Source organism: Kribbella sandramycini (assembly GCF_013131805.1).
Taxonomy (GTDB): domain Bacteria; phylum Actinomycetota; class Actinomycetes; order Propionibacteriales; family Kribbellaceae; genus Kribbella; species Kribbella sandramycini.
Genome location: NZ_JABJRC010000003.1, coordinates 268,476 through 294,119, shown reverse-complemented (window position 1 = coordinate 294,119; position 25,644 = coordinate 268,476). Strand labels below are relative to the sequence as shown.

General features: G+C 70.2%; 25 protein-coding genes. 16 read left to right on the top strand and 9 right to left on the bottom strand.

Annotated features, from left to right (window positions below; all coding sequences use genetic code 11):
- Position 1 precedes the first annotated feature (1 nt).
- The 4 genes from HPO96_RS14865 to HPO96_RS39070 are packed head-to-tail and all read left to right on the top strand — an operon-like array spanning position 2 to position 4,889.
- Positions 2-2,560 (top strand): sensor histidine kinase, encoded by a 2,559-nt coding sequence (locus HPO96_RS14865; RefSeq protein ID WP_171674032.1) that lies wholly within the window; start codon positions 2-4, stop codon positions 2,558-2,560.
- Complete coding sequence (locus HPO96_RS14860; protein WP_171674031.1) at positions 2,557-3,234, top strand: response regulator; 678 nt, start codon at positions 2,557-2,559, stop codon at positions 3,232-3,234. Before HPO96_RS14865 ends, HPO96_RS14860 begins: the two co-directional genes overlap by 4 nt.
- On the top strand, positions 3,231-3,995 hold the full coding sequence (locus HPO96_RS14855) for a methyltransferase domain-containing protein (RefSeq protein ID WP_171674030.1): 765 nt from the start codon (positions 3,231-3,233) through the stop codon (positions 3,993-3,995). Before HPO96_RS14860 ends, HPO96_RS14855 begins: the two co-directional genes overlap by 4 nt.
- A gap of 51 nt (positions 3,996-4,046) precedes the next feature.
- Positions 4,047-4,889: a hypothetical protein gene (locus tag HPO96_RS39070; RefSeq protein ID WP_171674029.1), complete on the top strand. Its 843-nt coding sequence runs from the start codon at positions 4,047-4,049 to the stop codon at positions 4,887-4,889.
- 192 nt (positions 4,890-5,081) lie between these two features.
- Here the strand turns inward: HPO96_RS39070 and HPO96_RS14845 are convergent, their stop codons facing one another.
- From HPO96_RS14845 to HPO96_RS14835, 3 genes are all read right to left on the bottom strand, one after another.
- Entirely contained in the window at positions 5,082-6,503 is a 1,422-nt protein-coding gene (locus tag HPO96_RS14845; RefSeq protein WP_171674028.1) for an aromatic amino acid lyase, read from the bottom strand.
- Positions 6,504-6,639: 136 nt separating this feature from the next.
- Positions 6,640-6,885, bottom strand: coding sequence for a type B 50S ribosomal protein L31 (locus HPO96_RS14840; protein WP_171674027.1), 246 nt, complete (start codon positions 6,883-6,885; stop codon positions 6,640-6,642).
- Entirely contained in the window at positions 6,882-7,991 is a 1,110-nt protein-coding gene (locus HPO96_RS14835; RefSeq protein ID WP_171674026.1) for a CobW family GTP-binding protein, read from the bottom strand. The genes HPO96_RS14840 and HPO96_RS14835 overlap by 4 nt, the downstream gene beginning before the upstream one ends.
- A gap of 74 nt (positions 7,992-8,065) precedes the next feature.
- Here HPO96_RS14835 and rpmG point away from each other — a divergent pair, with 74 nt between their 5' ends.
- Together rpmG and rpsN are read left to right on the top strand one after the other, a co-directional pair.
- On the top strand, positions 8,066-8,233 hold the full coding sequence (rpmG, locus tag HPO96_RS14830) for a 50S ribosomal protein L33 (protein WP_171674025.1): 168 nt from the start codon (positions 8,066-8,068) through the stop codon (positions 8,231-8,233).
- Complete coding sequence (gene rpsN, locus HPO96_RS14825; RefSeq protein ID WP_171674024.1) at positions 8,234-8,539, top strand: 30S ribosomal protein S14; 306 nt, start codon at positions 8,234-8,236, stop codon at positions 8,537-8,539.
- 81 nt (positions 8,540-8,620) lie between these two features.
- Here the strand turns inward: rpsN and HPO96_RS14820 are convergent, their stop codons facing one another.
- Together HPO96_RS14820 and HPO96_RS14815 are read right to left on the bottom strand one after the other, a co-directional pair.
- The gene (locus HPO96_RS14820) at positions 8,621-9,910 is read right to left on the bottom strand and encodes a GGDEF domain-containing protein (RefSeq protein WP_171674023.1); all 1,290 of its coding nucleotides are present in this window, start codon (positions 9,908-9,910) and stop codon (positions 8,621-8,623) included.
- 131 nt (positions 9,911-10,041) lie between these two features.
- Positions 10,042-11,265 (bottom strand): MFS transporter, encoded by a 1,224-nt coding sequence (locus HPO96_RS14815; protein ID WP_171674022.1) that lies wholly within the window; start codon positions 11,263-11,265, stop codon positions 10,042-10,044.
- A gap of 357 nt (positions 11,266-11,622) precedes the next feature.
- Here HPO96_RS14815 and HPO96_RS14810 point away from each other — a divergent pair, with 357 nt between their 5' ends.
- The gene (locus HPO96_RS14810) at positions 11,623-11,982 is read left to right on the top strand and encodes a hypothetical protein (protein ID WP_171674021.1); all 360 of its coding nucleotides are present in this window, start codon (positions 11,623-11,625) and stop codon (positions 11,980-11,982) included.
- On the opposite strand, the gene HPO96_RS14805 is transcribed toward HPO96_RS14810, so the two are convergent.
- The 4 genes from HPO96_RS14805 to HPO96_RS14790 are packed head-to-tail and all read right to left on the bottom strand — an operon-like array spanning position 11,942 to position 14,757.
- Positions 11,942-12,850: a pyridoxal-phosphate dependent enzyme gene (locus HPO96_RS14805; RefSeq protein ID WP_171674020.1), complete on the bottom strand. Its 909-nt coding sequence runs from the start codon at positions 12,848-12,850 to the stop codon at positions 11,942-11,944. The genes HPO96_RS14810 and HPO96_RS14805 overlap by 41 nt on opposite strands.
- 34 nt (positions 12,851-12,884) lie before the next feature.
- Complete coding sequence (locus HPO96_RS14800; protein ID WP_171674019.1) at positions 12,885-13,643, bottom strand: IclR family transcriptional regulator domain-containing protein; 759 nt, start codon at positions 13,641-13,643, stop codon at positions 12,885-12,887.
- Between the two features lie 23 nt (positions 13,644-13,666).
- A complete protein-coding gene (locus HPO96_RS14795) occupies positions 13,667-13,864 on the bottom strand; it encodes a hypothetical protein (protein WP_171674018.1) in 198 nt (65 codons plus the stop codon).
- Positions 13,861-14,757, bottom strand: coding sequence for a GNAT family N-acetyltransferase (locus HPO96_RS14790; RefSeq protein WP_238355134.1), 897 nt, complete (start codon positions 14,755-14,757; stop codon positions 13,861-13,863). The genes HPO96_RS14795 and HPO96_RS14790 overlap by 4 nt, the downstream gene beginning before the upstream one ends.
- Positions 14,758-15,074: 317 nt before the next feature.
- On the opposite strand from HPO96_RS14790, the gene hutH reads away from it, so the two are divergent.
- The 9 genes from hutH (at position 15,075) to hutI (ending at position 25,627) form a co-directional block, all read left to right on the top strand.
- A complete protein-coding gene (gene hutH, locus HPO96_RS14785; protein ID WP_171674017.1) occupies positions 15,075-16,625 on the top strand; it encodes a histidine ammonia-lyase in 1,551 nt (516 codons plus the stop codon).
- A gap of 13 nt (positions 16,626-16,638) precedes the next feature.
- Positions 16,639-18,297 carry a urocanate hydratase gene (gene hutU, locus HPO96_RS14780; RefSeq protein WP_171674016.1) on the top strand — a complete coding sequence of 553 codons (1,659 nt, stop codon included), beginning with the start codon at positions 16,639-16,641 and terminating at the stop codon, positions 18,295-18,297.
- 138 nt (positions 18,298-18,435) lie between these two features.
- Positions 18,436-19,437: an ABC transporter ATP-binding protein gene (locus HPO96_RS14775; protein WP_171674015.1), complete on the top strand. Its 1,002-nt coding sequence runs from the start codon at positions 18,436-18,438 to the stop codon at positions 19,435-19,437.
- Complete coding sequence (locus tag HPO96_RS14770) at positions 19,434-20,093, top strand: ABC transporter permease (RefSeq protein ID WP_171674014.1); 660 nt, start codon at positions 19,434-19,436, stop codon at positions 20,091-20,093. Before HPO96_RS14775 ends, HPO96_RS14770 begins: the two co-directional genes overlap by 4 nt.
- Entirely contained in the window at positions 20,090-20,800 is a 711-nt protein-coding gene (locus HPO96_RS14765) for an ABC transporter permease (RefSeq protein WP_171674013.1), read from the top strand. Before HPO96_RS14770 ends, HPO96_RS14765 begins: the two co-directional genes overlap by 4 nt.
- Before the next feature lie 21 nt (positions 20,801-20,821).
- Positions 20,822-21,751 (top strand): ABC transporter substrate-binding protein, encoded by a 930-nt coding sequence (locus HPO96_RS14760; protein WP_171674012.1) that lies wholly within the window; start codon positions 20,822-20,824, stop codon positions 21,749-21,751.
- Positions 21,748-23,160, top strand: coding sequence for an allantoate amidohydrolase (locus HPO96_RS14750; protein WP_238355189.1), 1,413 nt, complete (start codon positions 21,748-21,750; stop codon positions 23,158-23,160). Before HPO96_RS14760 ends, HPO96_RS14750 begins: the two co-directional genes overlap by 4 nt.
- Positions 23,157-24,467: a formimidoylglutamate deiminase gene (locus HPO96_RS14745; protein WP_171674011.1), complete on the top strand. Its 1,311-nt coding sequence runs from the start codon at positions 23,157-23,159 to the stop codon at positions 24,465-24,467. The genes HPO96_RS14750 and HPO96_RS14745 overlap by 4 nt, the downstream gene beginning before the upstream one ends.
- Positions 24,464-25,627 carry an imidazolonepropionase gene (gene hutI / locus HPO96_RS14740; protein ID WP_171674010.1) on the top strand — a complete coding sequence of 388 codons (1,164 nt, stop codon included), beginning with the start codon at positions 24,464-24,466 and terminating at the stop codon, positions 25,625-25,627. The genes HPO96_RS14745 and hutI overlap by 4 nt, the downstream gene beginning before the upstream one ends.
- Positions 25,628-25,644: the final 17 nt, after the last annotated feature.

Below are 25,644 nucleotides of genomic sequence, written 5' to 3'. Positions count from 1 at the left end.
TATGAAGCGCGGCCAGTTGCGGGTCTACCTCGGCGCCGCGCCCGGTGTGGGGAAGACCTACAAGATGCTGGGCGAGGGGCAGCGCCGGCTGGCCCGGGGTACGGATGTGGTCGTGGGGTTCGTCGAGACCCACGGCCGCCCGCACACGGCCGCGATGCTCGACGGGCTGGAAGTGGTGCCGCGGCACATCCTCGACCACCGCGGCGCCAGCTTCACCGAGATGGACCTGGACGCCGTCCTCGCCCGGCGGCCCGAGGTGGCGCTGGTCGACGAGCTTGCGCACAGCAACGTCCCGGGCAGCCGGAACGCGAAGCGCTGGCAGGACATCGAGGAGCTGCTGGCCGCTGGGATCGACGTGATCTCGGCGGTCAACATCCAGCACCTGGAGTCGATCAACGACGTGGTCGAGAAGATCACCGGCGTCCCACAGCAGGAGACCGTGCCGGACCGCGTCGTCCGGGCCGCCGATCAGATCGAGCTGGTCGACATGACCCCGGAGGCGCTGCGGCGCCGGATGGCGCACGGCAACGTGTATGCGGCCGACAAGGTGGATGCTGCCCTGGGCAACTATTTCCGGGTCGGCAACCTGTCCGCCCTGCGGGAGCTCGCTTTGCTTTGGCTGGCCGACCGGGTGGACGCCGGCCTGCAGCAGTACCGCGCTCAGCACGACATCGACTCGACGTGGGAGGCGCGCGAGCGCGTCGTCGTCGCGCTCACCGGCGGGCCCGAAGGGGAGACGCTGATCCGGCGCGCGGCCCGGATCGCCGCGCGCTCGGCCGGTGGCGATCTGCTCGCCGTCCACGTCGCTCGCTCCGACGGGCTGACCGGCGCCGATCCGAAGCGGCTGGCCGAGCAGCGCAATCTGGTCGAGTCTCTCGGCGGGACGTATCACCAGGTGGTCGGGGACGACGTCCCGGCCGCTCTGCTCACCTTCGCGCGGGCGGAGAACGCGACCCAGCTCGTCCTGGGCGGATCCCGGCGCTCGCGGTTGTCCGCGCTGACCGGGCCGGGGATCGGGGCATCGACGATCCGCGGGTCGGGCGATATCGACGTCCACATCGTCACGCACTCACAGATGGGCCGCGGCCGGCTGCCGCGGCTGCGGGGGAGCCTGTCGCGGCGGCGAAAGATCCAGGGCTTCCTGCTGTCCATCCTGCTGCAGCCGATCCTGGCGCTGGCGCTGGATCTCGGCGGCGACCGGCTGAACCTGACCAGCGACGTCCTCGCCTTCCTCCTGGCCGTGGTCGTGGTCGCCCTGGTCGGCGGGCTCTGGCCGGCGCTCGTCACCGCGATCGGCGGGTCGCTGGTGATCAACTTCTTCTTCACGCCGCCGACCCGGACCTTCACCATCGCCGAGGTGAACAACGCGCTGGCCCTGTTCATCTTCATCCTGGTCGCGACGCTGGTCAGCTCGGTGGTCGACCGGGCGGCCCGGCGGACCAGGCAGGCGGCCCGATCGGCCGCGGAGTCGGAGACCTTGGCGACCTTGGCCGGATCGGTGTTGCGCGGCGAGACGGCGTTGCCGGCCTTGCTGGAGCGGGTCCGGGAGGCGTTCGGGATGACGAGCGCCTGCCTGATGGAGCGGGTGGACGACGACGAGCTGACCGAGGTCTGGCGGCCGATCGCCTCCGCCGGGACGCCGACCTGTCGCCGGCCCGAGGACGGCGACGCGGAGATCCCGGGCCGGGATGACCTGGTGCTCGTCCTGCAGGGCCGCCAGCTGGCCGCGGACGAACGCCGTCTGGTCGGAGCCTTCGCCGCCCACGCGGCTGCCCTGGTCGATCGGGCCCGGCTGAGCGAGGCCGCAGCCGAGGCCAAGCCGCTGGCCGAGGCGGACAAGCTGCGGACGGCGTTGCTGCGCGCGGTCGGTCACGACCTGCGGTCGCCCCTCGCTTCGGCCAAGGCGTCCGTGACGAGCCTGCGCAGCGCCGACGTCGAGTGGAGCGCCGAGGAGCGTGCCGAGCTGCTCGAGAACGCCGACGAATCGCTCGATCGGCTCTCCCGGCTGGTGGACAACCTGCTCGATCTGAGTCGCCTGCAGGCCGGCGTCCTCCCGGTCTTCACCCGGCCGATGGCGCTCGACGAGGTGATCCCGGGCGTGCTGGGTGAGCTCGGGGACGACGGGCAGCGGGTCGTCGTGGACATCCCGCACACGTTGCCGCTGATCGAGGCCGACCCGGCGCTGATCGAGCGGGTGATCGCGAACCTGGTCGCCAACGCGCTGCGCTATTCGCCCGCCGGCCAGGGGCCGTTGGTCACCGGCAGCGTGCTCGGCGACACCGTGGAGATCCGGGTGATCGATCGCGGTCCAGGGATTCCCCGCGCGGAGCGGGACCGGGTGTTCGCGCCGTTCCAGCGGCTCGGGGACACCGACAACACGGTTGGGGTCGGGTTGGGGCTGGCCCTGGCCCGAGGGCTGGCCGAGGCCATGCACGGGACGGTCCAGCCGGAGGACACTCCGGGCGGCGGGTTGACGATGGTGATCGCGCTGCCGGCTGCGACCGCGACCGACGTACCGGTGCCGGGGGCACGGGAGCGATCCGACGGGGAGCAGGGATGACGAGAGTGTTGGTGGTCGACGACGAGCCGCAGATCGTGCGGGCGTTGCAGATCAACCTGAAGGCGCGCGGGTACGAAGTCCATCTGGCCGGGAGTGGGACGGCGGCGCTCAAGGTCGCCGCGCAGCACCCGCCGGAGCTGGTGATCCTGGATCTCGGCCTGCCGGATTTCGACGGGGTCGACGTGATTCGCGGGCTGCGCGGCTGGACGGAGGCGCCGATCCTGGTGCTCTCCGGGCGGACCGACCAGACCGACAAGGTCGAGGCGCTCGACGCGGGTGCGGACGACTACGTGACCAAGCCGTTCGGGATCGACGAGCTGCTGGCGCGGATGCGCGCCGTACTGCGGCGCAGCGGTCAGACCCAGGAGCAGCCGGTGGTCACCGTCGGCGGTATCACTGTCGACCTGGCCGCGAAGCGGGTGACGCCGGAGAGCGGCGAGGACATCCGGTTGACGCCGACCGAGTGGCACCTGCTCGAAGTCCTCGTTCGGCATCCGGGGAAATTGATGTCACAACGCCAGCTGTTGACCGAGGTCTGGGGTCCGGGGTACGAGAACGCGAGTGGAAACCTGCGGTTCTACATGGGTCAGCTGCGACGCAAACTGGAGGCCGATCCGGCCCGTCCGAAACATCTGTTGACCGAGCCTGGGATGGGTTACCGTTTCGAACCGTGACGACAACGGGGGATCCACGACGGGTCAATTACGCACGCCGTACCGCTGAGACGCAGGCCGCCTTCTTCACCCGGCATCTGCGCCCGGGGATCAGCCTGCTCGACCTCGGCTGCGGGCCGGGCTCGATCACGATCGGCCTCGCCGAGCGTGTGCATCCGGGGCCGACGACCGGCTTCGACCTGAATCCCGCGCTACCCGATGGGGCAGACCACAGCGCCGTCGAGCTGGTCGCCGGCGACGTGACGAAAGGGCTGCCCTTCGAGGACGACTCGTTCGACGCGGTCTTCTGCAGCGCCCTGCTGCAACACGTCCCGGAGCCACTCGCCGTCCTGCGCGAAGTACGCCGGGTCACCCGCCCGGGCGCCGTCGTCGGCCTGGTCGACGCCGACTGGGACGGCCAGCTCCTGCATCCGGCAAATCCGTTGCTTGAGGCATCTTTCGAGGTGTTGCGCCGGCTCCGCGCCGGCACCTCCCCGTACGTCGGCAAACAGCTCCGCGCCCTGCTCACCGAAGCCGGCTTCGTGAACTGCGAGTCCTACGCCCGCGTCGTCCACCACGGCACCGCCGACGAGGTGGCCGGCGTCGGCGCCTTCACCGCCGGCCTGATGTCCGGCCAGCGCGAGCTGATCGTCGACCAGCAGATCGCCACCGGCGCCGAAGTCGACGAAATGGAACAAGCCTGGCTCACCTGGTCCACCGACCCCGGCAGCTTCCTCGCCCGCTTCTGGATCGAAGCCGTCGCCTGGGCCCCGGAGTACTGACGTCCGTTTCGTTCAAGACCGGGCGGCGTCGGGTACGGGAAGGTGATGGGTATGGACATCTTCAGCGCAGGTCGGGAGTTCGTGCGGCGTGAGGCGCGGCTGGTCGAGAACCGGTTGTTCGCGACGGTCTTCGAGGGGGCGGATGCGGCCGGGGTGGTCGAGGCGCTGCGGGGGTATCAGAACGCGGACGGCGGGTTCGGGCACGGGCTGGAGCCGGACAAGCGGTGCCCGGACAGTTTGGGGCTGGATGTCGAGACGGCGTTCGACATCTTGCTGGCGGCGGGGGCTCGGGACGCGGCGATGGTCGGGCGGGCTGTGGATTGGCTGGCGTCGGTGGCGACGGCCGAGGGTGCGGTTTCGTTGGCTTCGCCGGTGATCGAGGCGTATCCGCGGGCTGCGCATATGAGCGAGTGGACGTATGAGCCGAGCCTCAATCCCACTGCTGGGTTGGTGGGGCGGTTGGGGAAGTTGGGCGTCGAGCACCCGTGGGTCGAGTTGGCTGGGGCTTGGTGTGCCGAGCAGTTGCGGGCCGGGCTGCCGACGGAGGCGCATTCGCTGCATGAGTCGTTGGAGTACTTGGAGCATGCGGGTGCGGTTGACCTTGATCAGGTGCGGGAGTGGCTGCCGAAGTTGTCGTACTTCCGGGCTGATGCCGCGGACCCGTCGTACGGGGTGACGCCGCTGCACCTCGCGCCGACTCCGGACAGCGTGTGGGCCGGGTTGTTCACCCCGGCTGACCTCGAGGCGCATCTCGACCGGCTGATCGCAGATCAGCAGGAGGACGGCGGCTGGGCGATCACCTGGGAGCCCCCGGGCCAGGCCGCGACGCTGGAGTACCGCGGCATCGTCACCGTCGCGGCGCTACGCACCCTGAAGTCCTACGGGCGGATCTGATGTCGGGGCGGACCGCCCCCACTCACCAGCTGCTTCCGCCCGACCACCCCCGTTTGCTGGGCCGGCCCACCTGGTGGTGGGTGGGCCAGTTGCCAGCAGTTGGCCCTCCCACCGTTTGCTGGGCGGACCCAGCAAATGGCGCTTTGGGCGGAGGCCGGGCGGGTGCGGTTAGGCCGACCCGGGCGGGTGCGGTTAGGCCGACTCGGCCGGGTGCTCCACCTGACGGTCGCCCCATTGGGTGAGCAGGCCGCGGGCGATCTCCAGGTCTTCGCGTAGCGAGCGGTCGGTGAGGTCGCCGGGGAGGGCGGCGAGGGCGTCGGCGAGCCAGGGGGCGATGGCGGCGGGGGCCAGGGCTTCGGGGGTGAGGCCGGCCAGGCGGATCGCGCGGACGGCGGTGACCAGTTCGCTCGCGATGACTTCGCGGAGCGCGTCGAGGAGTTGGGCGGTGAGGACGGCGGCCTGCGGGGCGAAGCTCGCGTGGTGTTCGGCGCCGCGGGAGAGCGTCGCGGTGCCGAGGGTCGCGGGCTGGGCGGCGGAGCGGACGGCGGCGAGCGCGTCGTGGGCGACGTACTCGATCATCATCACGCCCGAGCTCGCCTCGGCGCCGCTGGCCAGGAAGCGGCTGAGGCCGGTGAAATCCGGGTCGACCAGGTTCGCGACCCGGGACGTCGAGAGGGTCGCGACACTGTGCAGGCTGAGGCGGAGCGAGTCGAGGGCCAGCGCGATCGGCATCGCGTGCCAGTTGCCGTTGTGCAGCACGGTGTCCCCGGCGACCAGCGGGTTCTCCGCCGAGGCGTTGATGTCGATCCGCAGACTGTTGCCCAGGGCATCGACATGGTCGACGGCCGGGCCGAGGACCTGGGCGAACGCGCGCAGGCCGAACGGGTCCTGGACGCGGGCCGGCGGCAGTGGCAGCCCGTCGAGCAACCCGCGCATCCGGCGGGCGACCCGAACCTGGCCCGGCTGCGGCCGAGCTTCGTGGACGCGGACGTCGTACACCTCGGCGTTGCCCCGGAGTGCGACATGGGAGAGCGCGCCGACGATCGGGACGACGTTGATCAGCGTCGCCGCTTCGACGTACGCGAGGCAGCACTCGGCCAGCGTCAGAGCGTTGCTGGAGAGCAGGGGGAGGGCGCTGGTGCCGTCGATGACGTCGCCAAGGGCGAGGCCGAGCTCGGCGAGCGGGCCGAGGTCGCCGGTGCCGATCGCGCCGCCGCGGTGCAGGTCGGGCAGATCGCCGTCGTTGAGCAGGGTGATGATCGCGTCGGCGACCTCCGGCTCGAGGCCGGAGCCGCCGGCGGCGAGCTGGTTCACCCGGATCAGGAGCCCGAGCCGGATCACGTCGTTCGGGTAGGACGTCGTACCGGTCGTCGAATGCGATCCGAGCAGGCGGGCGCCGTGCTCGGGGTCGGCGGTCAGGACGTCGCGGTTCGCGCCGACGCCGGTGGTGCGCCCGTACACGGGCTGTCTCTTGGCCACTTCGCCGACCGCGGTCGCGGACTCGTGCATCCGCTTCCGGGCCTCGTCGCCCAACCGCACCGCGGTCCGCCGCTGCGCCAGCGCGACGGCCTCCAACGGCGCCAATCCACCCCCGGACAGCTCCACCGGTTCCATTGGCCCAGTGTGAGACCGGCATCGGTCGGCGGGTAGCAGCCGCGCCCGGATCGGTGTCTGAGATCCGAGACAGATGGTCGCTGGACAGACGAAAGGGCCCACTCCGCCCCGAGTGAGCCCTTCCGCAGTTCGTGGGTTACGACTGGCCGTAGCGCTTCTTGAACTTCTCCACGCGGCCCTGCGTGTCCATCACGCGCTGCTGACCCGTGTAGAACGGGTGGCTGGCCGACGAGATCTCCACGTCGATGACGGGATAGCTGTTCCCGTCCTCCCAGACGATGGTCTCGTTGCTCTCGCGCGTCGAACCGGTGAGGAAGCTGAAGTTGCCGGACTTGTCCCGGAAGACGACCCGGCGGTAGTCGGGGTGAATGCCGTTCTTCATGCTGCGGTACTTCCTTCCAGATAAGGGGCGAACGGGTCGGTCAGTGGATGAACCGCTTCGTCCGCACGCAGGACACAACCGTCCAGTCGGCCGGTTAATTCCCGGACGTCGAGACCGACGCCGGTGATGGACAGGTACGACCCGCGGTCGCCGTGCTCGGGGTGCCATTCGAGGGCCGAGCGGGCCTGGTGCTGCTGGCCGACGCTCGCCCAGCGGTCCGCCGGCAGGTCGGCCAGCCAGGGGCCGAGGACGCCGATCGCGATGTTGGTGCCGAAACTGTCCCAGCTGAGGCGGCTGCGGTGCTGGGTCGCGATCCAGACCGTGCCGCGACCACGCGCCGTCCCGGCGACGAGCTCCTCGAGGACGTCGTACAGGCGCTCGGGGTGGAACGGGCGCGCGGACTGCCAGACCAAGGTCTGGACCGGGCCGTCCTGGTGGAGTGGCGCGGTGATCGAGCCGGGCTCGGTGCGGGTCTCGGCCGCATCCGGGTCGTGCAGGCGGACGGCGAGCAGGCCGGCCGGGGTCGTCTGAACGCGCGCCTGCGGGTTGATCGCCTGCACCAGGGCCCGCGTGGTCGCGTCGTCCGAGCTCAGGACGGCGGCGTCGGCGTACTCGATCTGGCGGGCGACGACCTCGGCGATCGCGCGGCCGTCCTCGGCGGCGGTCGCGATCCCGCGATCCTGGATCAGGTCTTCGCCGGTCAGGTCGGTGACGACGGTGGCGGTGTCGATCGCGGTGATGACGGCGTCCACCCGGAGGTCGTCGCCGCCGTCGCGGGCGATCTCCTCGGCCAGGGACTGCGTGTCCCCGGCGCCGGGGACCGACACGATCGCGACGGCGTACCGGTCGACGGCCGCGATGCTGCGCAGCAGCTGGACCAGCGTGCCGCGCATGGCGCACGAGACGCAGGGGTGGCCCATCGTGATCACCTCGCGGTCGATGACGCCGGTCGCCGTCCGCGCGATCCGCACGACCTCGCCGTTGGGCAGGTCGCGGACGTCGTACTCGACCAGGACGCCGGTCGGCCCGGCGGTGGCCAGTAGGCCGGCCCCCGTCGTCCCGCGTAAATCCTCGTCGACCCCGGTCAGCAAGGTCACCGGCAGCATCCGCACTCCCGCCTTATTGAAAATGATTACCACTACAAGGTACACTGAACCGCGTACTTGAGGAAAGGAACAGTATGGCCAAGAGCAACGAGCTCCGTCCGATCGTCAAGCTCCGCAGTACGGCGGGCACGGGGTTCACCTATGTAACGCGGAAGAACCGCCGGAACAATCCCGACCGGCTGGTCATCCGCAAGTACGACCCGAAGCTGCGGCAGCACGTCGACTTCCGCGAAGAGCGCTGAATGGCCAAGACCAGCAAGATCGCCAAGAACGAACAGCGCAAACGCATCGTCGCCCTGTACGCCGAGCGCCGGGCCGAACTGAAGCGCATCATCGCGGCCCCGACCACCCCGGTCGCCGACCGCGAGGCCGCCCAGCTCAAGCTGCAGAAGCTCCCGCGCGACGCCAGCCCGATCCGCGTCCGCAACCGCGACGCGGCCGACGGCCGCCCCCGCGGCTACCTCCGCAAAGCCGGCATCTCCCGCGTCCGCTTCCGCACGATGGCGCACCGCGGCGAGCTGCCCGGCATCACCAAATCCTCCTGGTAACACCCCGAACCCGCCGCGACGTGGATGCCGCGGCACACGACGACCCTCCGAGCTCAGGTGGCCCGGAGGGTCGTCGTATGTCTACCCCCGGACGACGCGGTTTCGGCCGGTGTCTTTCGCGTGGTACATGGCGAGGTCGGCGGCCATCTGGAGTTCGTCGAGGGTGGTGGCGGTGTCGGGGTAGTTGGCGGTGCCGATGGAGCAGGTGAGGGTGTCGCAGCGGACGGCGCCGTCGGCCGTGGTGATCGTGACGGAGAGGTTCTCGATCCGGCGACGGATCCGCTCGGCGGCGAGCGCCGTGTCGTCGGCGGAGGTCTGCGGGAGCAGGATCGCGAACTCCTCGCCGCCGAGCCGGCCGACCCGGTCGTTACCGCGGATCTCGTGGCGCAGCTCGTCGGCGACGGCCTGGAGCGCCTGGTCGCCGGCCAGATGGCCGTAGGTGTCGTTGACCGTCTTGAAGTGGTCGAGGTCGAGGTAGAGCACGCCGAGCGGTGAGTTGGTCCGCTCGGCGGCGGCGAACTCGCGCCGGGCGATCTCGTGCCAGAAGGCGGCGTTCGCCAGGCCGGTCTTCGGGTCGGTTCGGGCGGCGGCCTGGAACTGGTCGACCAGGAGCGCCCGGTGCAGGCCGAGGATGGTCAGCAGCAGGACGGCGACCGCCCAGGGCTGGCTCAGCAGCAGCGCCGCGGTCGCGACGCCGAGCCCCAGCGAACCGGCCACGATCAGCTGGTCGGTCAGCCGCCCGACGGCGTTCCGGCCGGGGGAGTCCGGGTTCGACAGCATGATGGCCCCGGCGACGAGGGCGTAGTTCACGAACCAGTACGCCAGACCGGCCGCGACGACGGCGATCAGCCCGAGCGGCCCGGACGGGTAGCCCGGGTAGACGCCCGGCCGGATCGCGGCCAGAACGACGGCTCCGGCGCCACCGGCCAGAATCAGGGTCGAGGCGGTGAAGACCGAGCGGTACGGCGCTACTCGGCGTACGCGTAACCAGGAGTGGACATAGGTGGTGACGATCAGGAGCACCGCGAGCGGCGGCGGCAGGATGAGGACGCCCGCGAACGTCCACATCCCCTTCAGGTTCGTGTAGGGGATACCTTCGGCGCCGACCTTGCGCAGGCGCTCGATGTCGCGGGCGGCCTCGAGGTGGACGGCGGAGCCCGCGGCCAGCACGATCAGGCGAATCCAGTCACCAGAGGTGATCGGGGCCACGCGGAACGTCCCGGCGATCAGCAGCGCGGTCGCGATCAGAACAGCCAGCACATAGCCCAGAACCGGGCCCGGCTGGGCCCACAACGCCCATCTGGTCGGTATCCAGGCGGCATCGTCACGCCTGCGCAGCCGACGCTGCGCCAGTCGATGCCGGATACTCATGAAAAAGACCCCCGCCTCACAGTCGGTCTCTTTCCCAGAGTAGCCGGGACATTCACGCAATGTCATGGCTGGTTCGCCGCGCGCGAGACAGCGAGAGGAGGCCTCGCCATGAACAACGACTGGTGACCCACTCAGGCGAGTCGCCGCGTCGCGTTCGCGTACCCGTACGCCGCGCCCGCCGCGACCAGGACGCCGATGCCCCCAACCGCCGCCACGACCATCGGTGGCGCCCACCGATCGGCCGCCGTACCAGCGGCCAGCACACCAATGCCCTGCGAGACGATCAGCGCCGTCCGGGCGAGGCCGAACGCCTGGCCGCGCTGATCGTCGGGCACCCCCAGCACGAACGCCGCGCTCGCGGCCAGCTGGTACGACGCGCACAGCCCGGACACCAGCCACAACCCGACCGTCACCCACAGCCCCGGCTGCGTGACGCATCCGATCAACGGCAGACACGACCCGACCGCGAGCGGCCCCATCAACGTGAGCCGCCGGGCGGGCGGCGTCCGGGCGAGCAGGATCATCCCGACCATCTGGCCGGCTGGATTCGCAGCCAGTAACAGCCCGACGGCCGCCGGCCCGCCGCCGATCGAGGCGGCGTACGGCGCGGCCAAGCCCTCGATGCTCACGTAGAACCCCGCCACACAAGCCATCGCGACCAAATACCGCAGCCGCCGATCACCCCACACCAACCGCGCCCCCGCCGAAACCGAAGCCCACCATCCCGGCCTGACTTCAGTTGCTGTCGGCAACGGTCGCTCTCGAACCCCCAACCACAGAAAGGCTGCCGACAACCCGAACGTCACCGCGTCGGCCAGCAAGGCGTTGTGGGCCCCGAACGCCGCCACCAACGTTCCGCCAGTCACGAACCCGGCCAGCTGCGCGGCCTGCGCGGTGATATTCGACACCGAGCTGGCCAACACATACTTGTCTCCACTCAAGATCGCCGGCAACAACGCCGCCCGCGCCGCCTGAAACGGCGAAGCCAGCAACTGCACCAGCACCAGCAAAACCCCCAGCACCCACAACGGCGCCCCCGGCACCGCCATCCCCGCAACCAGCCCCGCCCGCCCTACGTCGCACCAGATCATCACCCGCCGCCGCGGATACCGATCCGCCAACCCCGACAACAACGGCCCGCCCACCACATCCGGCAAGAACGTCAACGCATAACTGACCGCCGCCCACCGAGCCGACCCGGTCCGCTCAAAGACCAAAACCGCCAACGCAACCCGAGCCAGCTGGTCCCCCACCACAGACCCCAGCTGAGCCCCCCACAACCACCGAAACTCCCCAACCCCAAAAACCTCCCCATACGAAGCCGCCCGCTCCGCACCCCCCTCGCCCGCAGCCACCCCCACAACCTACCCATCACTCCCCGCCCACCCACCTGCAACAACCTGCAACCGACCCAACCAACGGGTACTAGTCCGTCCCCACGCCCCGGCCCCGCCGCCACCGCCCCGCCCGGCCCGACCACTACCCGTCCGTCCGCCCACAACGCGACAGGGCAGGGGAGCAACGCACTGGTCACGCTGCTTGCTCACCTGCCGCCCTGACCTGCCCCCACGTTCCGGATTGCTCGCGATTGGAGTCAGCGGGATGCCGCGGACGGGTGGAACCGGCGGTGGCCTGACGATCCGAAGACGTTCAAGAACTTCTCGTACTGGGAGCAGTGGCCGTCGGCGACGGGGTATGCGCCGTCGCTCGAAGTGCTTTCCAGGCTGGCCGAGTTGTATCAGTGCGCAGTTGCCGACCTGGTGGTCGATCTGCCGGACTTTCGGGCAACGGACGCTGTTCTCACCGCGGCCGGGAACCTCTCGGGCGAGTGGTTGTCGACGTACTCCTACTACTCCTCAGGCCGGCAGCAGGATCTGCGCGGGGAGCAAGATCCGGGGACCTGGAGCGAGCGGACGTCGTCCGGCGGCTACTACCGAGGAGCTGATTACCACGGGACGGCGCAGCTGGTTGTCAGTCCGCATGGGCGGGCGTTGGTCGGCCGCTGGCTGGGGTTCGGCAAGGAGTTCAACGTCAACACGGGGGAGTGGCGACTGGAGTGGATTGGGCAATGAGGGCGACGATCGTCGTACCGGCCGGGAAGGCCTTGCGGTCGATCTGATCGAAGAGGGCGTACATCATCTTGGCTTCGTAGACCCAGTCCAGCAGTAGGTCGTGTCTGGTTCGGAAGTCCTCGATGAAGGAGTCGAGGTCTGGCGTTCGCTTGGCGTAACCGCCGAAGTGGTAGTCGTATTCGAGGTGCCAGCTGCCGGTGCGGGCGCCGTACGCGGCCTGCTGGAGACCGGTGATCTCCTGCTCCAGGAACGCGCCGGCTTTCAAGACCGGTACGCCGATCGCGTGTTGCTGTGGTGTGAGGCCGGCGGCGACGCCTGCCAGGGTTCCACCGGTGCCTACTGCACAAATCAGTACGTCGACGGGTTCGGTGATCTCACCGGGCAGTTCGGCGGATCCCTCGACGGCTCTGGTGTTGCTGCCACCTTCGGGCAACAGATAGAAGTCCCCGAACTGTCGATGGAGGTCGTCGATCACTGCGACGGAGGTCTTGGCGCGGTACGTCGTCCGGTCGAGGTAAGTGAGCCGCATACCGCGCGATTCGGCGTACGCGAGGGAGTCGTTCAGGGGAAGGTGCTCTTCGCCGCGGATGATGCCGATCGTCTTGAATCCGCCGTAATAGCCGACCGCGGCGGTTGCGCGGATGTGATTGGAGTAGGCGCCGCCGAAGGTGAGAAGCGTGTCCTGACCCTGCTCGCGGGCCGCGGCCACGTTGTACTTCAACTTGCGCCACTTGTTGCCGGAGATCTCTGGGTGAATGAGGTCGTCGCGCTTGAGCAGTACTCGGAGCCCTGCCGCAGTCAGCCTGTCGTCTCGAAGCTCTTGGAGCGGAGACGGCAGGTTCAGCTCGATCGGTAGCAGCTCGCCCACCGAGTCAGCATCGCACGCGGCCTTCCGTCGTGCTTCAGCCGTGGAGGCGTCTGGTGAGGGCAGTGGCGGCTTGGCGGAGGCGGTGGGTCAGGGGTGGGTAGTCGGCGGGGGTCAGGGCGGTGGTGCGGAAGGTGATGGAGATGGAGGCGGCGGGGTGGCCGGCGTGGTCGAGGGCGGCGGTGGCCAGGGAGGTCAGGCCGGGGGTGATGTGGCCTTCTTCGAGGGCGTAGCCCTGGCGTTTTTCGTCGGCTAGGAGGCGGCGGAGTTGGGTGAGGGACTCGGGGCCTTTGTCGGTGCGGCGGACGAAGGAGTCGGGGGTGGGGAAGAGGGCGCGGACCTGGGCCGGGGGGAGTTCGGCGAGGAGGGCGCGGCCGGAGGCGGTGAGGGTGGCGGGGAGGCGGACGCCGACGTCGGTGACGAGGGTGACGGGGCGTGGGGGTTGTTCTTTGAGGAGGTAGACGAGTTCGCGGCCGTGCAGGACGCCGAGGTGGGCGGTTTGGCCGATTTCGGCGACCAGTTGGGCGAGGAGGGGGCGGGCCAGGCGTTCGAGGGGGTCGTGGCGGAGGTAGGCGGAGCCGATCTCGAAGGCGGCGACGCCGAGGGTGTAGCGCTTCTCCTCGGGGAGGTGGACGACGAAGGCCTCGTCGATCATTGCTCGCAGCAAGTGGTACGTCGAGGAGCGTGGCAGTCCGACCGCGGAGGCGATGCGCTCCATCGGTACCGGGCCGGGTTGGGTCGCCAGGAAAGTCAGCACCCGCAGGGTGCGGGTCGAGGCGGGAACGTTGCCGCTCACAACGGCAGGGTAACCGCCATGTCTCAGATTCCGGACGATTGGCGAGCCGAATTCTTCGCCGGCCGTCGGCGGATCCACCAGCGCAGCCCTTCACCGAGGACGGCGATCGCGAACAGCCCGCCCGCAACCGGCCAGTCGAAGTAGTCGTCCCCCGAGACCAGAAAGCCGACGGCGAGCGCGAGCCCGAGGAAGAAGAGCAGCGACAAGACCAGCCTGATCACAGGGTCTTCTCCGCCGTCCACGCCTTACCCGCGATGCGGTACCCGAGCCACTCGTTCACCGCGAGCATCGGCTTGTTGTTCGCGTCGTTCCCGGTGAACGCCGTCAGCAGTCCGGCGTCCCGCGCCCGGCCCAGCGCGACCGCCTTGACCAGCTTCGCGAGCCCCCGCCCGCGCGCCGCCGGGATGCTCCCGGTGGACGCCGACCAAGTCACCCGGCGCTCCGGGTCGGCCGTGGTGGTCGTGAAGGCGAGTACGGCGTCACCCTCCAGGACGGCGATGCTCAGGTCGCGACGCAGCTCCGGGTGCTCCCACTCGCTGGCGAGCCAGTCCTCGTACGGCGGCGCGTCGGACAGCCCGCTCGGGTCGTCGTCCGCGGTCGCGGCCAGCGCCGCCCAGATCGCATGCGGCTCGACAGCGTCGAAATCGGCCACCCGCAGCCCGGCCGGCACCGGCGGTGCATCCGGTACGCCGCTCAGCTCAGCGGCCGAATGGCTCAACTCGCGGCCGAGCGTGTAGCCGCGGGCCGCGCTGAACTGCCGCGACGGCTCGTCGTCCGACACCACGATCAGCAGCGACGCGGCGCCCGCGGCGGCGGCCGCCGCTTCGATCCGGTCGGCGAGCGCCGAGCCGATGCCCTGCCGCCGGTACGCCGGGGACACGAGCACGGTGATCCGGATCCGCGGTGACTCCTCGCCCGGCTCCGGCAGATACACGTTCCCGTAGCCGACGATCTCGGAGCCGGCCTCGGCGATCAGCACCACGCGGTTCGGGTTGGTCCGCAGCCCGGCCTCGATCGCGCGCGCGGTCTGCACCAGATACGGCATCGCGGCCGCCCATACCCCGGCGATCCCGGCCGCGTCCGCGGGCTCCGCCGTCCGGATCTCGAACACCATGCACCGACCCTAGTCCGCGCGCAGGTCGCGCCCCTCCCATTTTCCTGGGCGGGCCCGGCAGAGCGCGTGGGCGTTTGCTGGGTGGGCCCGGCGTGCGGTGGGTGGGCCAGCCGCCTGCAGCTGGCCCACCCACCGGCTCCTGGGCCCACCCACCGGCTGCTGGGCTGACCCAGCAAGTTGGTGGGCTGACCCAGCAAGTTGGTGGGGTGGCCCAGCAAGCGGGTGGAGGGAGGTCGGGGTGGGGATGTCTCGGATCCGAGACAGAATCGGCGTGTCATCGGCTTACCAGACCTGTCGGCAGGAGGTCCAATGATCGGGTGGAGCAGAGCAGCAGCACGGTGATTGTTGGAGTGGGGCCGTTGAGCGCGGCCGAGGTCGTCGCGGTGGCGCGGCACGGGGCGCAGGTCCGGATCAGCGACCAGGCGCTCGAGGAGATCGCGAAGTCGCGCGCTGCGATCGAGGCGCTGGCGCACGCGGACACCCCGCACTACGGCGTCTCGACCGGCTTCGGCGCGCTGGCGACCCGGCACATCGCGCCGGAGCTGCGCGCGCAACTGCAGCGCAGTCTGGTCCGGTCGCACGCGGCCGGGTCGGGGGCCGAGGTCGAGACCGAGGTCGTCCGCGCGCTGGCCCTGCTCCGGCTCTCCACCCTCGCGACCGGCCGGACCGGGGTCAAGGTCGAGACCGCACAGGCGTACGCCGGTCTGCTCAACGCCAAGCTCACGCCCGTCGTTCACGAGTACGGCAGCCTCGGCTGCTCCGGCGACCTCGCACCGCTGTCACATGTTGCCCTCGCGGTGATGGGCGAAGGTCAGGTCCGCGATGCCGACGGCAACCTTCGGGACGCCGGCGAAGCGCTGCAGGCCAATGGACTGACGCCCGTCGTACTGGCCGAGAAGGAAGGCCTGGCGCTGATCAACGGCACCGACGGCATGCTCGGCATGTTGGTGCTGGCGCTGGCTGATCTTGATCGGCTGGTGAAGACGGCTGATATCGCCGCGGCGATGAGCGTCGAGGGGCAGCTCGCCACCGATCGCGTCTTCGCCGCCGAGCTGCACGCGCTCCGGCCGCAGGTCGGGCAAGGCCTGTCGGCCGCCAACCTGCGCACGATCCTCACCGACAGCGGCGTCGTCGCCAGCCATCGCGGGCCGGACTGCAACCGGGTCCAGGACGCCTACTCGCTCCGGTGCTCGCCGCAGGTTCACGGGGCTGTGCGCGACACGGCGGCGCATGCGGCGACTGTTGCCGAGCGTGAGCTCGCGTCGGCGATCGACAACCCCGTCGTCCTCCCGGACGGCCGCGTCGAGTCCAACGGCAACTTCCACGGCGCCCCGGTCGGCTACGTCCTCGACTTCCTCGCGATCGCCGTCGCGGATCTGGCCAGTATCAGCGAACGCCGGACCGACCGCTTCCTGGACGTCGCCCGCAACCACGGCCTGAACGCCTTCCTGGCCGACGATCCCGGCGTCGACTCCGGCCACATGATCGCCCAGTACACGCAGGCCGCGATCGTCTCCGAGCTGAAGCGCCTCGCCGTCCCGGCCAGCGTCGACTCGATCCCGAGCAGTGCGATGCAGGAGGACCACGTCTCGATGGGCTGGTCCGCCGCGCGCAAGCTCCGTAAGGCGATCGACGGGCTGCAGCGCGTGCTCGCGATCGAGATCCTGACCGCCGCGCGGGCGCTCGACCTGCGCGCCCCGCTGACCCCGTCCCCGGCCACCGCGGCCGTCCGGAATGCCCTCCGGACGTACGTCGAGGGCCCGGGGACCGACCGCCACCTGGCGCCGGAGATCGAGCACTCGGTCCGTCTGGTTGCCAACGGCACCTATCTGCACACTGCCGAGGCCGTCACCGGCCCGCTCCTCTAGAAGGGATCACCCCATGTCCTCCGGACCCCGTCCCGTGCGCGCCCCTCGCGGTACGACGCTGACCGCGCAAGGCTGGCAGCAGGAAGCCGCGCTGCGGATGCTGCAGAACAACCTCGACCCCGAGGTCGCGGAGCACCCCGACGAGTTGGTTGTGTACGGCGGTTCCGGTAAGGCCGCGCGGGACTGGAACTCGTTCGACGCGATGGTCCGGACGCTGACGAACCTGAAGGCCGACGAGACCATGCTGGTCCAGTCCGGCCGCCCGGTCGGGGTCATGCAGACGCACGAGTGGGCCCCGCGGGTGCTGATCGCGAACTCGAACCTGGTCGGCGACTGGGCAACCTGGGAGGAGTTCCGCCGCCTGGAGGCGCTCGGGCTGACCATGTACGGCCAGATGACGGCCGGCTCCTGGATCTACATCGGCACCCAGGGCATCCTGCAGGGCACGTACGAGACGTTCGCCGCGGTCGCCGCGAAGAAGTTCGGCGGCTCGCTGGCCGGCACGATCACGCTGACCGCCGGCCTCGGCGGCATGGGCGGCGCGCAGCCGCTGGCCGTCACGATGAACGACGGCGTCGCGATCTGCATCGACGTCGACTCCACCCGGATCGATCGCCGGATCGAGCATCGCTACCTCGACGTCCGGGCCGGTTCGGTGGACGAGGCGCTGCGGCTCGCGGAGGAGGCGAAGCAGGCCCGCCGTCCGCTGTCGATCGGCGTCCTCGGCAACGCCGCCACGATCGTTCCGGACCTGCTGCAGCGTGGCGCGCCGATCGACATCGTCACCGACCAGACGTCGGCGCACGACCCGCTGATGTACCTCCCGGTCGGCGTCGAGTTCGACGACTGGGTGACGGCGCGCGAGAAGGACCCGAAGGGCTTCACCGAGCGGGCGCAGGAGTCGATGGCCCGGCACGTCGAGGCGATGGTCGGGTTCCAGGACGCCGGCGCCGAGGTGTTCGACTACGGCAACTCGATCCGCGACGAGGCCCGTAAGGCCGGGTACGCGCGGGCGTTCGAGTTCCCCGGGTTCGTGCCGGCGTACATCCGGCCGCTGTTCTGCGAGGGCAAGGGCCCGTTCCGCTGGGCCGCGCTGTCGGGGAACCCGGCCGATATCGCCAAGACCGACCAGGCGATCCTCGACCTGTTCCCGGACGACGAGCACCTGACCCGGTGGATCAAGATGGCCGGTGAGCGGGTCGCGTTCCAGGGCCTGCCGGCCCGGATCTGCTGGCTCGGTCAAGGTGAGCGGGACAAGGCCGGCGTCCGGTTCAACGACATGGTCGCCTCGGGTGAGCTCGAGGCGCCGATCGTGATCGGCCGGGACCACCTGGACACCGGCAGTGTGGCCTCGCCGTACCGCGAGACCGAAGGAATGCTCGACGGCTCGGACGCGATCGCGGACTGGCCGTTGCTGAACGCGATGGTGAACGTGTCGTCGGGCGCGTCGTGGGTGTCGATCCACCACGGCGGCGGCGTCGGCATCGGCCGGTCCATCCATGCCGGCCAGGTGTCGGTTGCCGATGGCACCGATCTCGCCCGGCAGAAACTGGAGCGGGTGCTCACCAACGATCCGGCCATGGGCGTGATCCGCCATGTCGACGCCGGGTACGACATTGCCGAGCGGGTCGCCGCCGAGCGCGGGGTGCGGGTTCCGATGCAGGAGTCCTGAGTACCGGCTGCGACCGGTCAAATCCCTACCGTTATGGTGCACTTTCCCGCGGACCGAGATTCCCCCCGATCACCTGTTTTGGGGGGCTCGGTCCGCTAGGGTCAATCGGGCGACCGACGACAAGCGCGAAAGGGCGCCATGATCGAGTTCAAGGACGTCACCAAGAGGTATCCGGACGGCACCGTCGCCGTCGACAACCTGTCCCTGCGGATCCCGAGCCACCAGATCACCGTCTTCGTCGGCCCTTCCGGCTGCGGTAAGACCACCTCGCTGCGGATGATCAACCGGACCATCGAGCGCAGTAGCGGCACGATCTCGATCGACGACGAGGACATCAACTCCCAGGACGCCGTCCAGCTGCGGCGCGGGATCGGGTACGTCATCCAGCACGCGGGCCTGTTCCCGCACAAGACCGTGCTCGACAACGTCGCGACCGTCCCGAAGCTGCTCGGCTGGGACAAGGCGAAGACCCGTAGCACGGCGCTGGAGCTGCTCGAGCGCGTCGGTCTCGATCTCAAACTCGCCGACCGGTATCCGGCCCAGCTCAGCGGTGGCCAGCAGCAACGAGTCGGCGTCGCCCGCGCGCTCGCGGCCGACCCGAAGATCCTGCTGATGGACGAGCCGTTCAGCGCGGTCGACCCGATCGTCCGCAACCAGCTCCAGGAGGAGCTGCTCCGGCTGCAGCGCGACATCGGCAAGACGATGGTCTTCGTCACCCACGACATCGACGAGGCGATCAAACTCGGCGACAACGTCGCCGTCCTGCGCGTCGGCGGCAAGCTGGCCCAGTTCGCCCCGCCGGCCGAGCTGCTCGCGAATCCGGTCGACGAGTTCGTCGAGAGCTTCATCGGTAAGGACCGCGGTTACCGGGCGCTGACGTTCGTCACGGCCGACACGCTGCGGCTGACCGACGTACCGGGTGAGCTGGCCCGCGCCGAGGACGGCACGCCGAAGGGCTGGGCGAACGGCTCCGGCGAGCTCGAGCCGGTCGGCGCGACCTTCCAGCGCGGCGATTCGCTGCGTGCCGCACTCGACGCCGTCCTCACCTCGCCGGTCGGCAAAGGCGTCTGCGTCGACGAGGCGGGCAAGGTCGTCGGCGTCGTCGAGTACGCCGCCCTCGCCGAAGCGATCCGCGCATGAGTTGGGTTGCTGACAACTCCGCTCTCATCTGGGAGCAACTGCGCGAGCATCTCTATCTGGCGCTGATCCCGATGCTGCTCGGGTTGCTGATCTCGTTGCCGTTGGGGTACGTCGCCACCCGGTACAGCTGGCTGGCGAACCCGCTGGTCGCGCTCGGCGGTGTGCTCTACTCGCTGCCCTCGATCGCGTTGTTCATCGTGCTGCCGGCCGTCCTGGGGACCGGCATCCTGTCGCCGATCAACATCATCGTCGCGCTGACGATCTACGCGGTCTCGCTGCTGATCCGGAACGTGATCGACGGGCTGCGCTCGGTGCCCGAGGAGGTGCTGCAGGCCGCGGTGTCGGTGGGCTACGGCACGCTGCGCAGGGTGCTCACCATCGACCTGCCGATCGCGATCCCGGTGATCTTCACCGGGCTGCGCGTGGTCACGGTCGCGAACATCTCTATGGTCAGCGTCGGCGCGATCATCGGCGTCGGCGGGCTGGGCGAGCTGTTCACACAGGGCTTCCAGCAGGACTTCCTGACCCCGATCATCGTCGGCGTCGTCCTCTCGCTGGCGCTCGCGCTGGTCTGTGACATCGCGCTGGTCGGGCTGCAGCGGCTGCTCACGCCGTGGGCGCGCGCCGTCGCGCCGGTGAAGGAGGCGATCGCATGATCCAGGGGCTTTTCGACTTCCTCGGCGACTCGGTGAACTGGTCGGGTTCGGAGGGGATCCCGACCCGGTTGGCCGAACACCTCGGCTACACGTTCCTGTCCCTCGCGATCGCCGCGCTGATCGCGTTCCCGATCGGCCTGCTGATCGGTCACACCCGGCGCGGCGCGTTCGTCGCGATCAACACCGTGAACGCCTGGCGCGCGCTGCCGACGCTGGGTCTGCTGACGCTGATCGTGCTGCTGATCGGGATCGGGCAGGTGCCGGTGATCATCGCGCTGGTGGTGCTCGGCGTCCCGCCGATCCTGGCCTCGACGTACGCGGGGGTCGCGGGGGTCGACCGGGCGACCATCGACGCCGCCCGCGGGATGGGGATGACCGGCCGGGAGATCCTCACCAAGGTGGAGATCCCGATCGCGCTGCCGCTGATCATCTCCGGGCTGCGCAGCGCCACCCTGCAGATCGTGTCCACCGCGACCGTGGCGGCGTACGTCGCGCTCGGCGGGCTCGGACGCTACGTGATCGACGGACTGGGGGTCCGTGATTTCCCGCAGATGCTGGCCGGCGCCGTGCTGGTCGCGCTGCTCGCGATCGTGCTCGACCTGGCCTTCGCCTTCATCGGGCGGTACGCCGTCTCGGCGGGGCTGACCGGGCGCATTCGCAAGACTCAGAAGACCTCGACCGCACCGGCACCGGCCGGCGCGCACTGAGAACGGACCCTGGAGGACCCCGTGTTCAGAAGAACCTTCATCCGTAGCGCCATTGCCGCGTCGGCGGTGTTCGCCCTCGCGGCCTGCGGGGGTGGTGGTGACCCGCTGTCGAGCGGTGGCGACGCCGGCGGCGCCGCGCCCGACAAGGTCGACTCGATCACGGTCGGGTCGGCGAACTTCGCCGAGAGCCAGGTGCTCGCCGAGATCTACGCCCAGGCGCTGGAGGCCAAGGGCATCAAGGTGACCAAGAAGCTCAACATCGGCGCCCGTGAGGTCTACATGGCCGCCATCCAGGACAAGTCGATCGACCTCCTGCCGGAGTACACCGGCGCGACGCTCGTCTACTTCAAGAAGGACGCCACCGAGAACGAGGCCGAGGCCGTCTACAAGGCGATCCAGCCGGCGTTGCCGAAGGGTCTCGAGGTGCTGGACAAGTCGCCGGCCGCCGACGAGGACGCGATCGTCGTCACCAAGGCGACCGCGGACAAGTACTCGCTGAAGTCGATCGCGGACCTGAAGCCGGTCGGCAAGGAGCTGGTCGCCGGCGGCGGTCCCGAGTTCAAGACCCGCAAGGCCGGGGTCGCCGGGATGAAGGACGTCTACGGGATCGAGTTCAAGGAGTTCAAGTCGCTCGACCCGGGCGGCCCGCTGAGCCTGAAGGCGCTGCTCGACAACACCGTGCAGGTCACCCAGTTCTTCACCACGCAGTCGGTGATCAAGGACAACAACCTGGTCGTGCTCGAGGACCCGGAGCACATCCACCTGCCGAACAACATCGTTCCGCTGATCCGTACCGACCACAAGAGCCCCGACGTCGCCTCGACGCTGAACGCCGTCCAGGCCAAGCTCACCACCGAGGGGCTCACCGACCTGGTCAAGCGCATCGACGTCGGTAAGGAGAGCGCGGACGCGGTGGCCAAGGACTGGCTGTCGAAGAACCCGCTGGCCTGACCTTGAGTTTCGAATCCCTGTGGGCAGTCCAGTCCGCCATCGGCCGTGACCCCGACACCGGCGGTTACACCCGAGGCGGCTGGACCCCCACCGAACGCGAAGCCACCCACTGGTTCCGCGCCGAATGCGCCACCCGCGACCTGACCCTCGAATCCGACGGCCTGGGCAACCTGATCGCCTGGTGGGATCCCGCCGGTGACCCGCGCGGAAAGCCGGCCCTCCGGCCGGCTCCCCGCGCGGGGAACGTTGCCTCCGGCACAGCCGGGAACGGCTCCGGCTCTGCCGGGCCGCCGGGAGCATCCGGCGGCGTCGCCGGGCACCGTCCGGACGTGGCCGGCTCCGCCGAGCCCAGCTCCGGCTCGCCTGACGGCGGCTCCCGCTCTGCTCTCTACCTACCCGGCGGGGAGCCGGCTGCACGCCGGGGGGTGGTGACCGGTAGTCATCTGGACTCGGTGATTGACGGCGGGGCTTTTGACGGTCCGCTGGGGGTTGTTTCGGCGCTGGCTGCTGTTGATCGGTTGCGGGCGGAGGGGTTTGTGCCGCGGGTGCCGATCGGGGTGGGGGCGTTCGTGGAGGAGGAGGGGTCGCGGTTCGGGATGCCTTGTCTGGGGTCTCGGGTCGCGGCAGGGGTGTTGCCGGCGGAGAAGGCGCTGGCGCTGACCGATCGGCAGGGGGTCAGTTTGCGGCGTGCGCTGGAGGACGACGGGACGGATCCGGCTGGGGTTGGGCCGTCGCCGCTGCTCGCGAAGATGGGGACGTTCGTCGAGTTGCATGTTGAGCAGGGGCGCGGGCTGACGGCTCCGGTGGGGGTGGCGAGTTCGATCTGGCCGCATGGGCGGTATCGGTTCACGTTCACCGGTGAGGCGAATCATGCGGGGACGACGCTGATGGAGGACCGGCACGACCCGATGCTCACGTATGCGATGACGGCGCTGGCCGCCAACAAGCAAGCCCGGTTGGCGGGCGCGCGGGCGACGTTCGGGCGGCTGTCGGTGGAGCCGAACGGGACGAACGCCGTACCGTCCACGGTGACCGCCTGGCTGGATGCGCGCGCGGCCGACACCGCGACGCTGGAGTCGTTGCTGGCAGCAATTACCCGGCAGGCCGTCGAGCGCGCCGAGCGGGACGGGACGACGGTGGTCGTCACGCCGGAGTCGGTGTCGCCGATCGTGGACTTCCCGGCCGGGCTGCGGGATCGGATCGTCGGCGTACTCGACGGCGCGCCCGTCCTGCCGACCGGTGCCGGGCATGACGCCGGCGTGTTCTCGGCAGCGGGGGTCCCGACCGCGATGCTGTTCGTCCGCAACCCGACCGGGATCTCGCATTCCCCGGCCGAGTTCGCGGAAGAGGATGACTGTCTGGCCGGCGTCGAGGCGCTGGCCGCCGTACTGAAGGACTTGGCGAAGTGACGTCGTACTGGTGCTCGACCGCCCTTCTGCCCACCGGCGTCGCGGACAGCGTCCTGATCACCGTCGCCGACGGCCGCATCACCTCGGTGCAGACCGGCGCGGCCGCCGGCGACGCGGTCCGGCTCGCCGGCCTCGTCCTGCCCGGCCTGGCGAACTGCCACAGCCACGCGTTCCACCGCGCCCTCCGCGGCCGCACGCAGACCGAGCGCGGCACGTTCTGGACCTGGCGTGAGCAGATGTACGCCGTCGCCGCCCGCCTCACCCCGGACACGTACTACCAGCTTGCCCGCGCCGTCTACGGCGAGATGCTGCTCGGCGGTATCACCGCGGTCGGCGAGTTCCACTACCTGCACCACGCCCCCGGCGGCCGCCGCTACGACGACGCGAACGCGATGGGCGCCGCGCTGATCGCCGCCGCCCAGGACGTCGGCATCCGGATCACCCTCCTCGACACCTGCTACCTCGCCGGCGGCATCGATCAGCCGCTGAACGAAACCCAGCAGCGCTTCAGCGACGGCGACGCTGCCTCGTGGGCGGTGCGGGTGTCGGCCTTGAAGGGGTCGGACGACGTCGTGATCGGGGCGGCGGCGCATTCGGTGCGCGGCGTGCCGCAGGATCAGTTGGGCGCGGTGGCTTCCGCGTTCCCCGACGTCCCGCTGCACATTCACCTCTCCGAGCAGGTCGCGGAGAACGCCGCCTGTCTGGAGGCCTATGGGCGGACGCCGTCCCAGGTGCTCGACGAGGTCGGTTTCCTCAGCGGCCGGACGAGCGCCGTGCACGCGACCCACCTGACGAACGTCGACATCGGGCTGCTCGGCGGCTCAGCGACGTACTCCTGCTTCTGTCCCACCACCGAGCGCGATCTCGCCGACGGCATCGGCCCGTCCGGCGCCCTCCGCGACGCCGGCTCCCGGCTGACCCTCGGCTCGGACAGCCACGCCGTCATCGACCTCTTCGAGGAGATGCGCGCCGTCGAGCTCGACGAGCGGCTCGCCACCCAGGAGCGCGGCCACTGGTCGGCGCCCGAGCTGCTGGGCGCCGCGACGGTCGACGGTCATCGCTCGCTCGGTTTCCCCGACGCCGGCCGGATCGAGGTGGGCGCCCGCGCCGACCTGGTCGCCGTCCGCCTCGACAGCGTCCGCACCGCCGGCACCGGCGGAACCGTCGAGACAGCCGTCTTCGCCGCCTCCGCCGCGGATGTCACCGACGTCGTCTCCGGCGGCCGCCATCTGGTTGCTGAAGGCAAGCATAGTGATCTCGACGTCGCCGCCGAGCTGGCCACTTCGATCGGAGCCGTGACCGCATGACCTCGCTTCTGGTGACCGGGATCGGCTCGCTGGTGACCAACGACCCGGCGCACGGCGGCCCGCTCGGCGAGCTCGCCGACGCCGCCCTCCTGGTCGACGGCAGCAAGGTCGCCTGGGCCGGGCCGCGGGCCCAAGCCCCCGCCGCCGACACCGCGATCGACGTCGGCGGCCGCGCCGTCGTCCCCGGTTTCGTCGACTCGCACTCGCATCTCGTCTTCGCCGGTGACCGCGCCGCCGAGTTCGCCGCCCGGATGACCGGTACGCCGTACTCGGCCGGCGGCATCCGGACGACGGTCGCCGCCACCCGCCAGGCCACCGACGAACAGCTCACCGCGAACGTCGCCCGCCTGGTCACCGAGATGCGCCGCCAGGGCACCACGACGATCGAGATCAAATCCGGCTACGGCCTGAGCGTCGCCGACGAGGCCCGCTCGCTGGAGATCGCGCGCCAGTTCACCGCCGAGACGACGTACCTCGGCGCGCACGTCGTCCCCGCCGACCACGCCGACGACCCCGCGGCGTACGTCGACCTGGTCACCGGCCCGATGCTGGACGCCGTCGCCCCGCATGCGAAGTGGATCGACGTCTTCGTCGAGCGCGGCGCCTTCGACGCCGACCAGGCCCGCACGATCCTCGAAGCCGGCCTTGCCCGCGGCCTGCAGCCCCGCATTCACGCCAACCAGCTCGGCGAGGGCCCCGGCGTCCAACTCGCGGCCGAAGTCGGCGCCGCCGCCGCCGACCACTGCACCTACCTCACCGACGCCGACATCGACGCGCTCGCCCAGTCCGGCGTCGTCGCCGGCCTCCTCCCCGCCGTCGAGTTCTCCACCCGTTCGCCCTACCCCAACGCCCGGCGACTCCTCGACGCCGGCGTCACCATCGCCCTCGCCACCGACTGCAACCCCGGCTCCGGCTACTCCTCCTCGATGCCGTTCTGCATCGCCCTGGCCGTCCGCGAGATGCACATGACCCCCGCCGAAGCCCTCTGGTCCGCCACCGCCGGCGGTGCCGCCGCCCTCCGCCGCCCCGACCTCGGCCACCTGACCCCCGGCGCCCAAGCCAACTTCGCCGTCCTCGACGCCCCCTCCTACCTCCACCTCCCCTACCGCCCCGGCGTCCCCCTCGTAACCCAAACCTTCATCGCGGGGCGTCCGCTCTAGTACCGCCACCGCTGCAC

Excerpts from the sequence above, each read along its gene's own strand:
- HPO96_RS14865 (WP_171674032.1), top strand. The coding sequence starts at position 2 with ATGAAGCGCGGCCAGTTGCGGGTCTACCTCGGCGCCGCGCCCGGTGTG.
- HPO96_RS14860 (WP_171674031.1), top strand. The coding sequence starts at position 2,557 with ATGACGAGAGTGTTGGTGGTCGACGACGAGCCGCAGATCGTGCGGGCG.
- HPO96_RS39070 (WP_171674029.1), top strand. The coding sequence starts at position 4,047 with ATGGACATCTTCAGCGCAGGTCGGGAGTTCGTGCGGCGTGAGGCGCGG.
- HPO96_RS14845 (WP_171674028.1), bottom strand. The coding sequence starts at position 6,503 with ATGGAACCGGTGGAGCTGTCCGGGGGTGGATTGGCGCCGTTGGAGGCC.
- HPO96_RS14840 (WP_171674027.1), bottom strand. The coding sequence starts at position 6,885 with ATGAAGAACGGCATTCACCCCGACTACCGCCGGGTCGTCTTCCGGGAC.
- HPO96_RS14835 (WP_171674026.1), bottom strand. The coding sequence starts at position 7,991 with ATGCTGCCGGTGACCTTGCTGACCGGGGTCGACGAGGATTTACGCGGG.
- rpmG (WP_171674025.1), top strand. The coding sequence starts at position 8,066 with ATGGCCAAGAGCAACGAGCTCCGTCCGATCGTCAAGCTCCGCAGTACG.
- rpsN (WP_171674024.1), top strand. The coding sequence starts at position 8,234 with ATGGCCAAGACCAGCAAGATCGCCAAGAACGAACAGCGCAAACGCATC.
- HPO96_RS14820 (WP_171674023.1), bottom strand. The coding sequence starts at position 9,910 with ATGAGTATCCGGCATCGACTGGCGCAGCGTCGGCTGCGCAGGCGTGAC.
- HPO96_RS14790 (WP_238355134.1), bottom strand. The coding sequence starts at position 14,757 with ATGGTGTTCGAGATCCGGACGGCGGAGCCCGCGGACGCGGCCGGGATC.
- hutU (WP_171674016.1), top strand. The coding sequence starts at position 16,639 with ATGTCCTCCGGACCCCGTCCCGTGCGCGCCCCTCGCGGTACGACGCTG.
- HPO96_RS14775 (WP_171674015.1), top strand. The coding sequence starts at position 18,436 with ATGATCGAGTTCAAGGACGTCACCAAGAGGTATCCGGACGGCACCGTC.
- HPO96_RS14770 (WP_171674014.1), top strand. The coding sequence starts at position 19,434 with ATGAGTTGGGTTGCTGACAACTCCGCTCTCATCTGGGAGCAACTGCGC.
- HPO96_RS14765 (WP_171674013.1), top strand. The coding sequence starts at position 20,090 with ATGATCCAGGGGCTTTTCGACTTCCTCGGCGACTCGGTGAACTGGTCG.
- hutI (WP_171674010.1), top strand. The coding sequence starts at position 24,464 with ATGACCTCGCTTCTGGTGACCGGGATCGGCTCGCTGGTGACCAACGAC.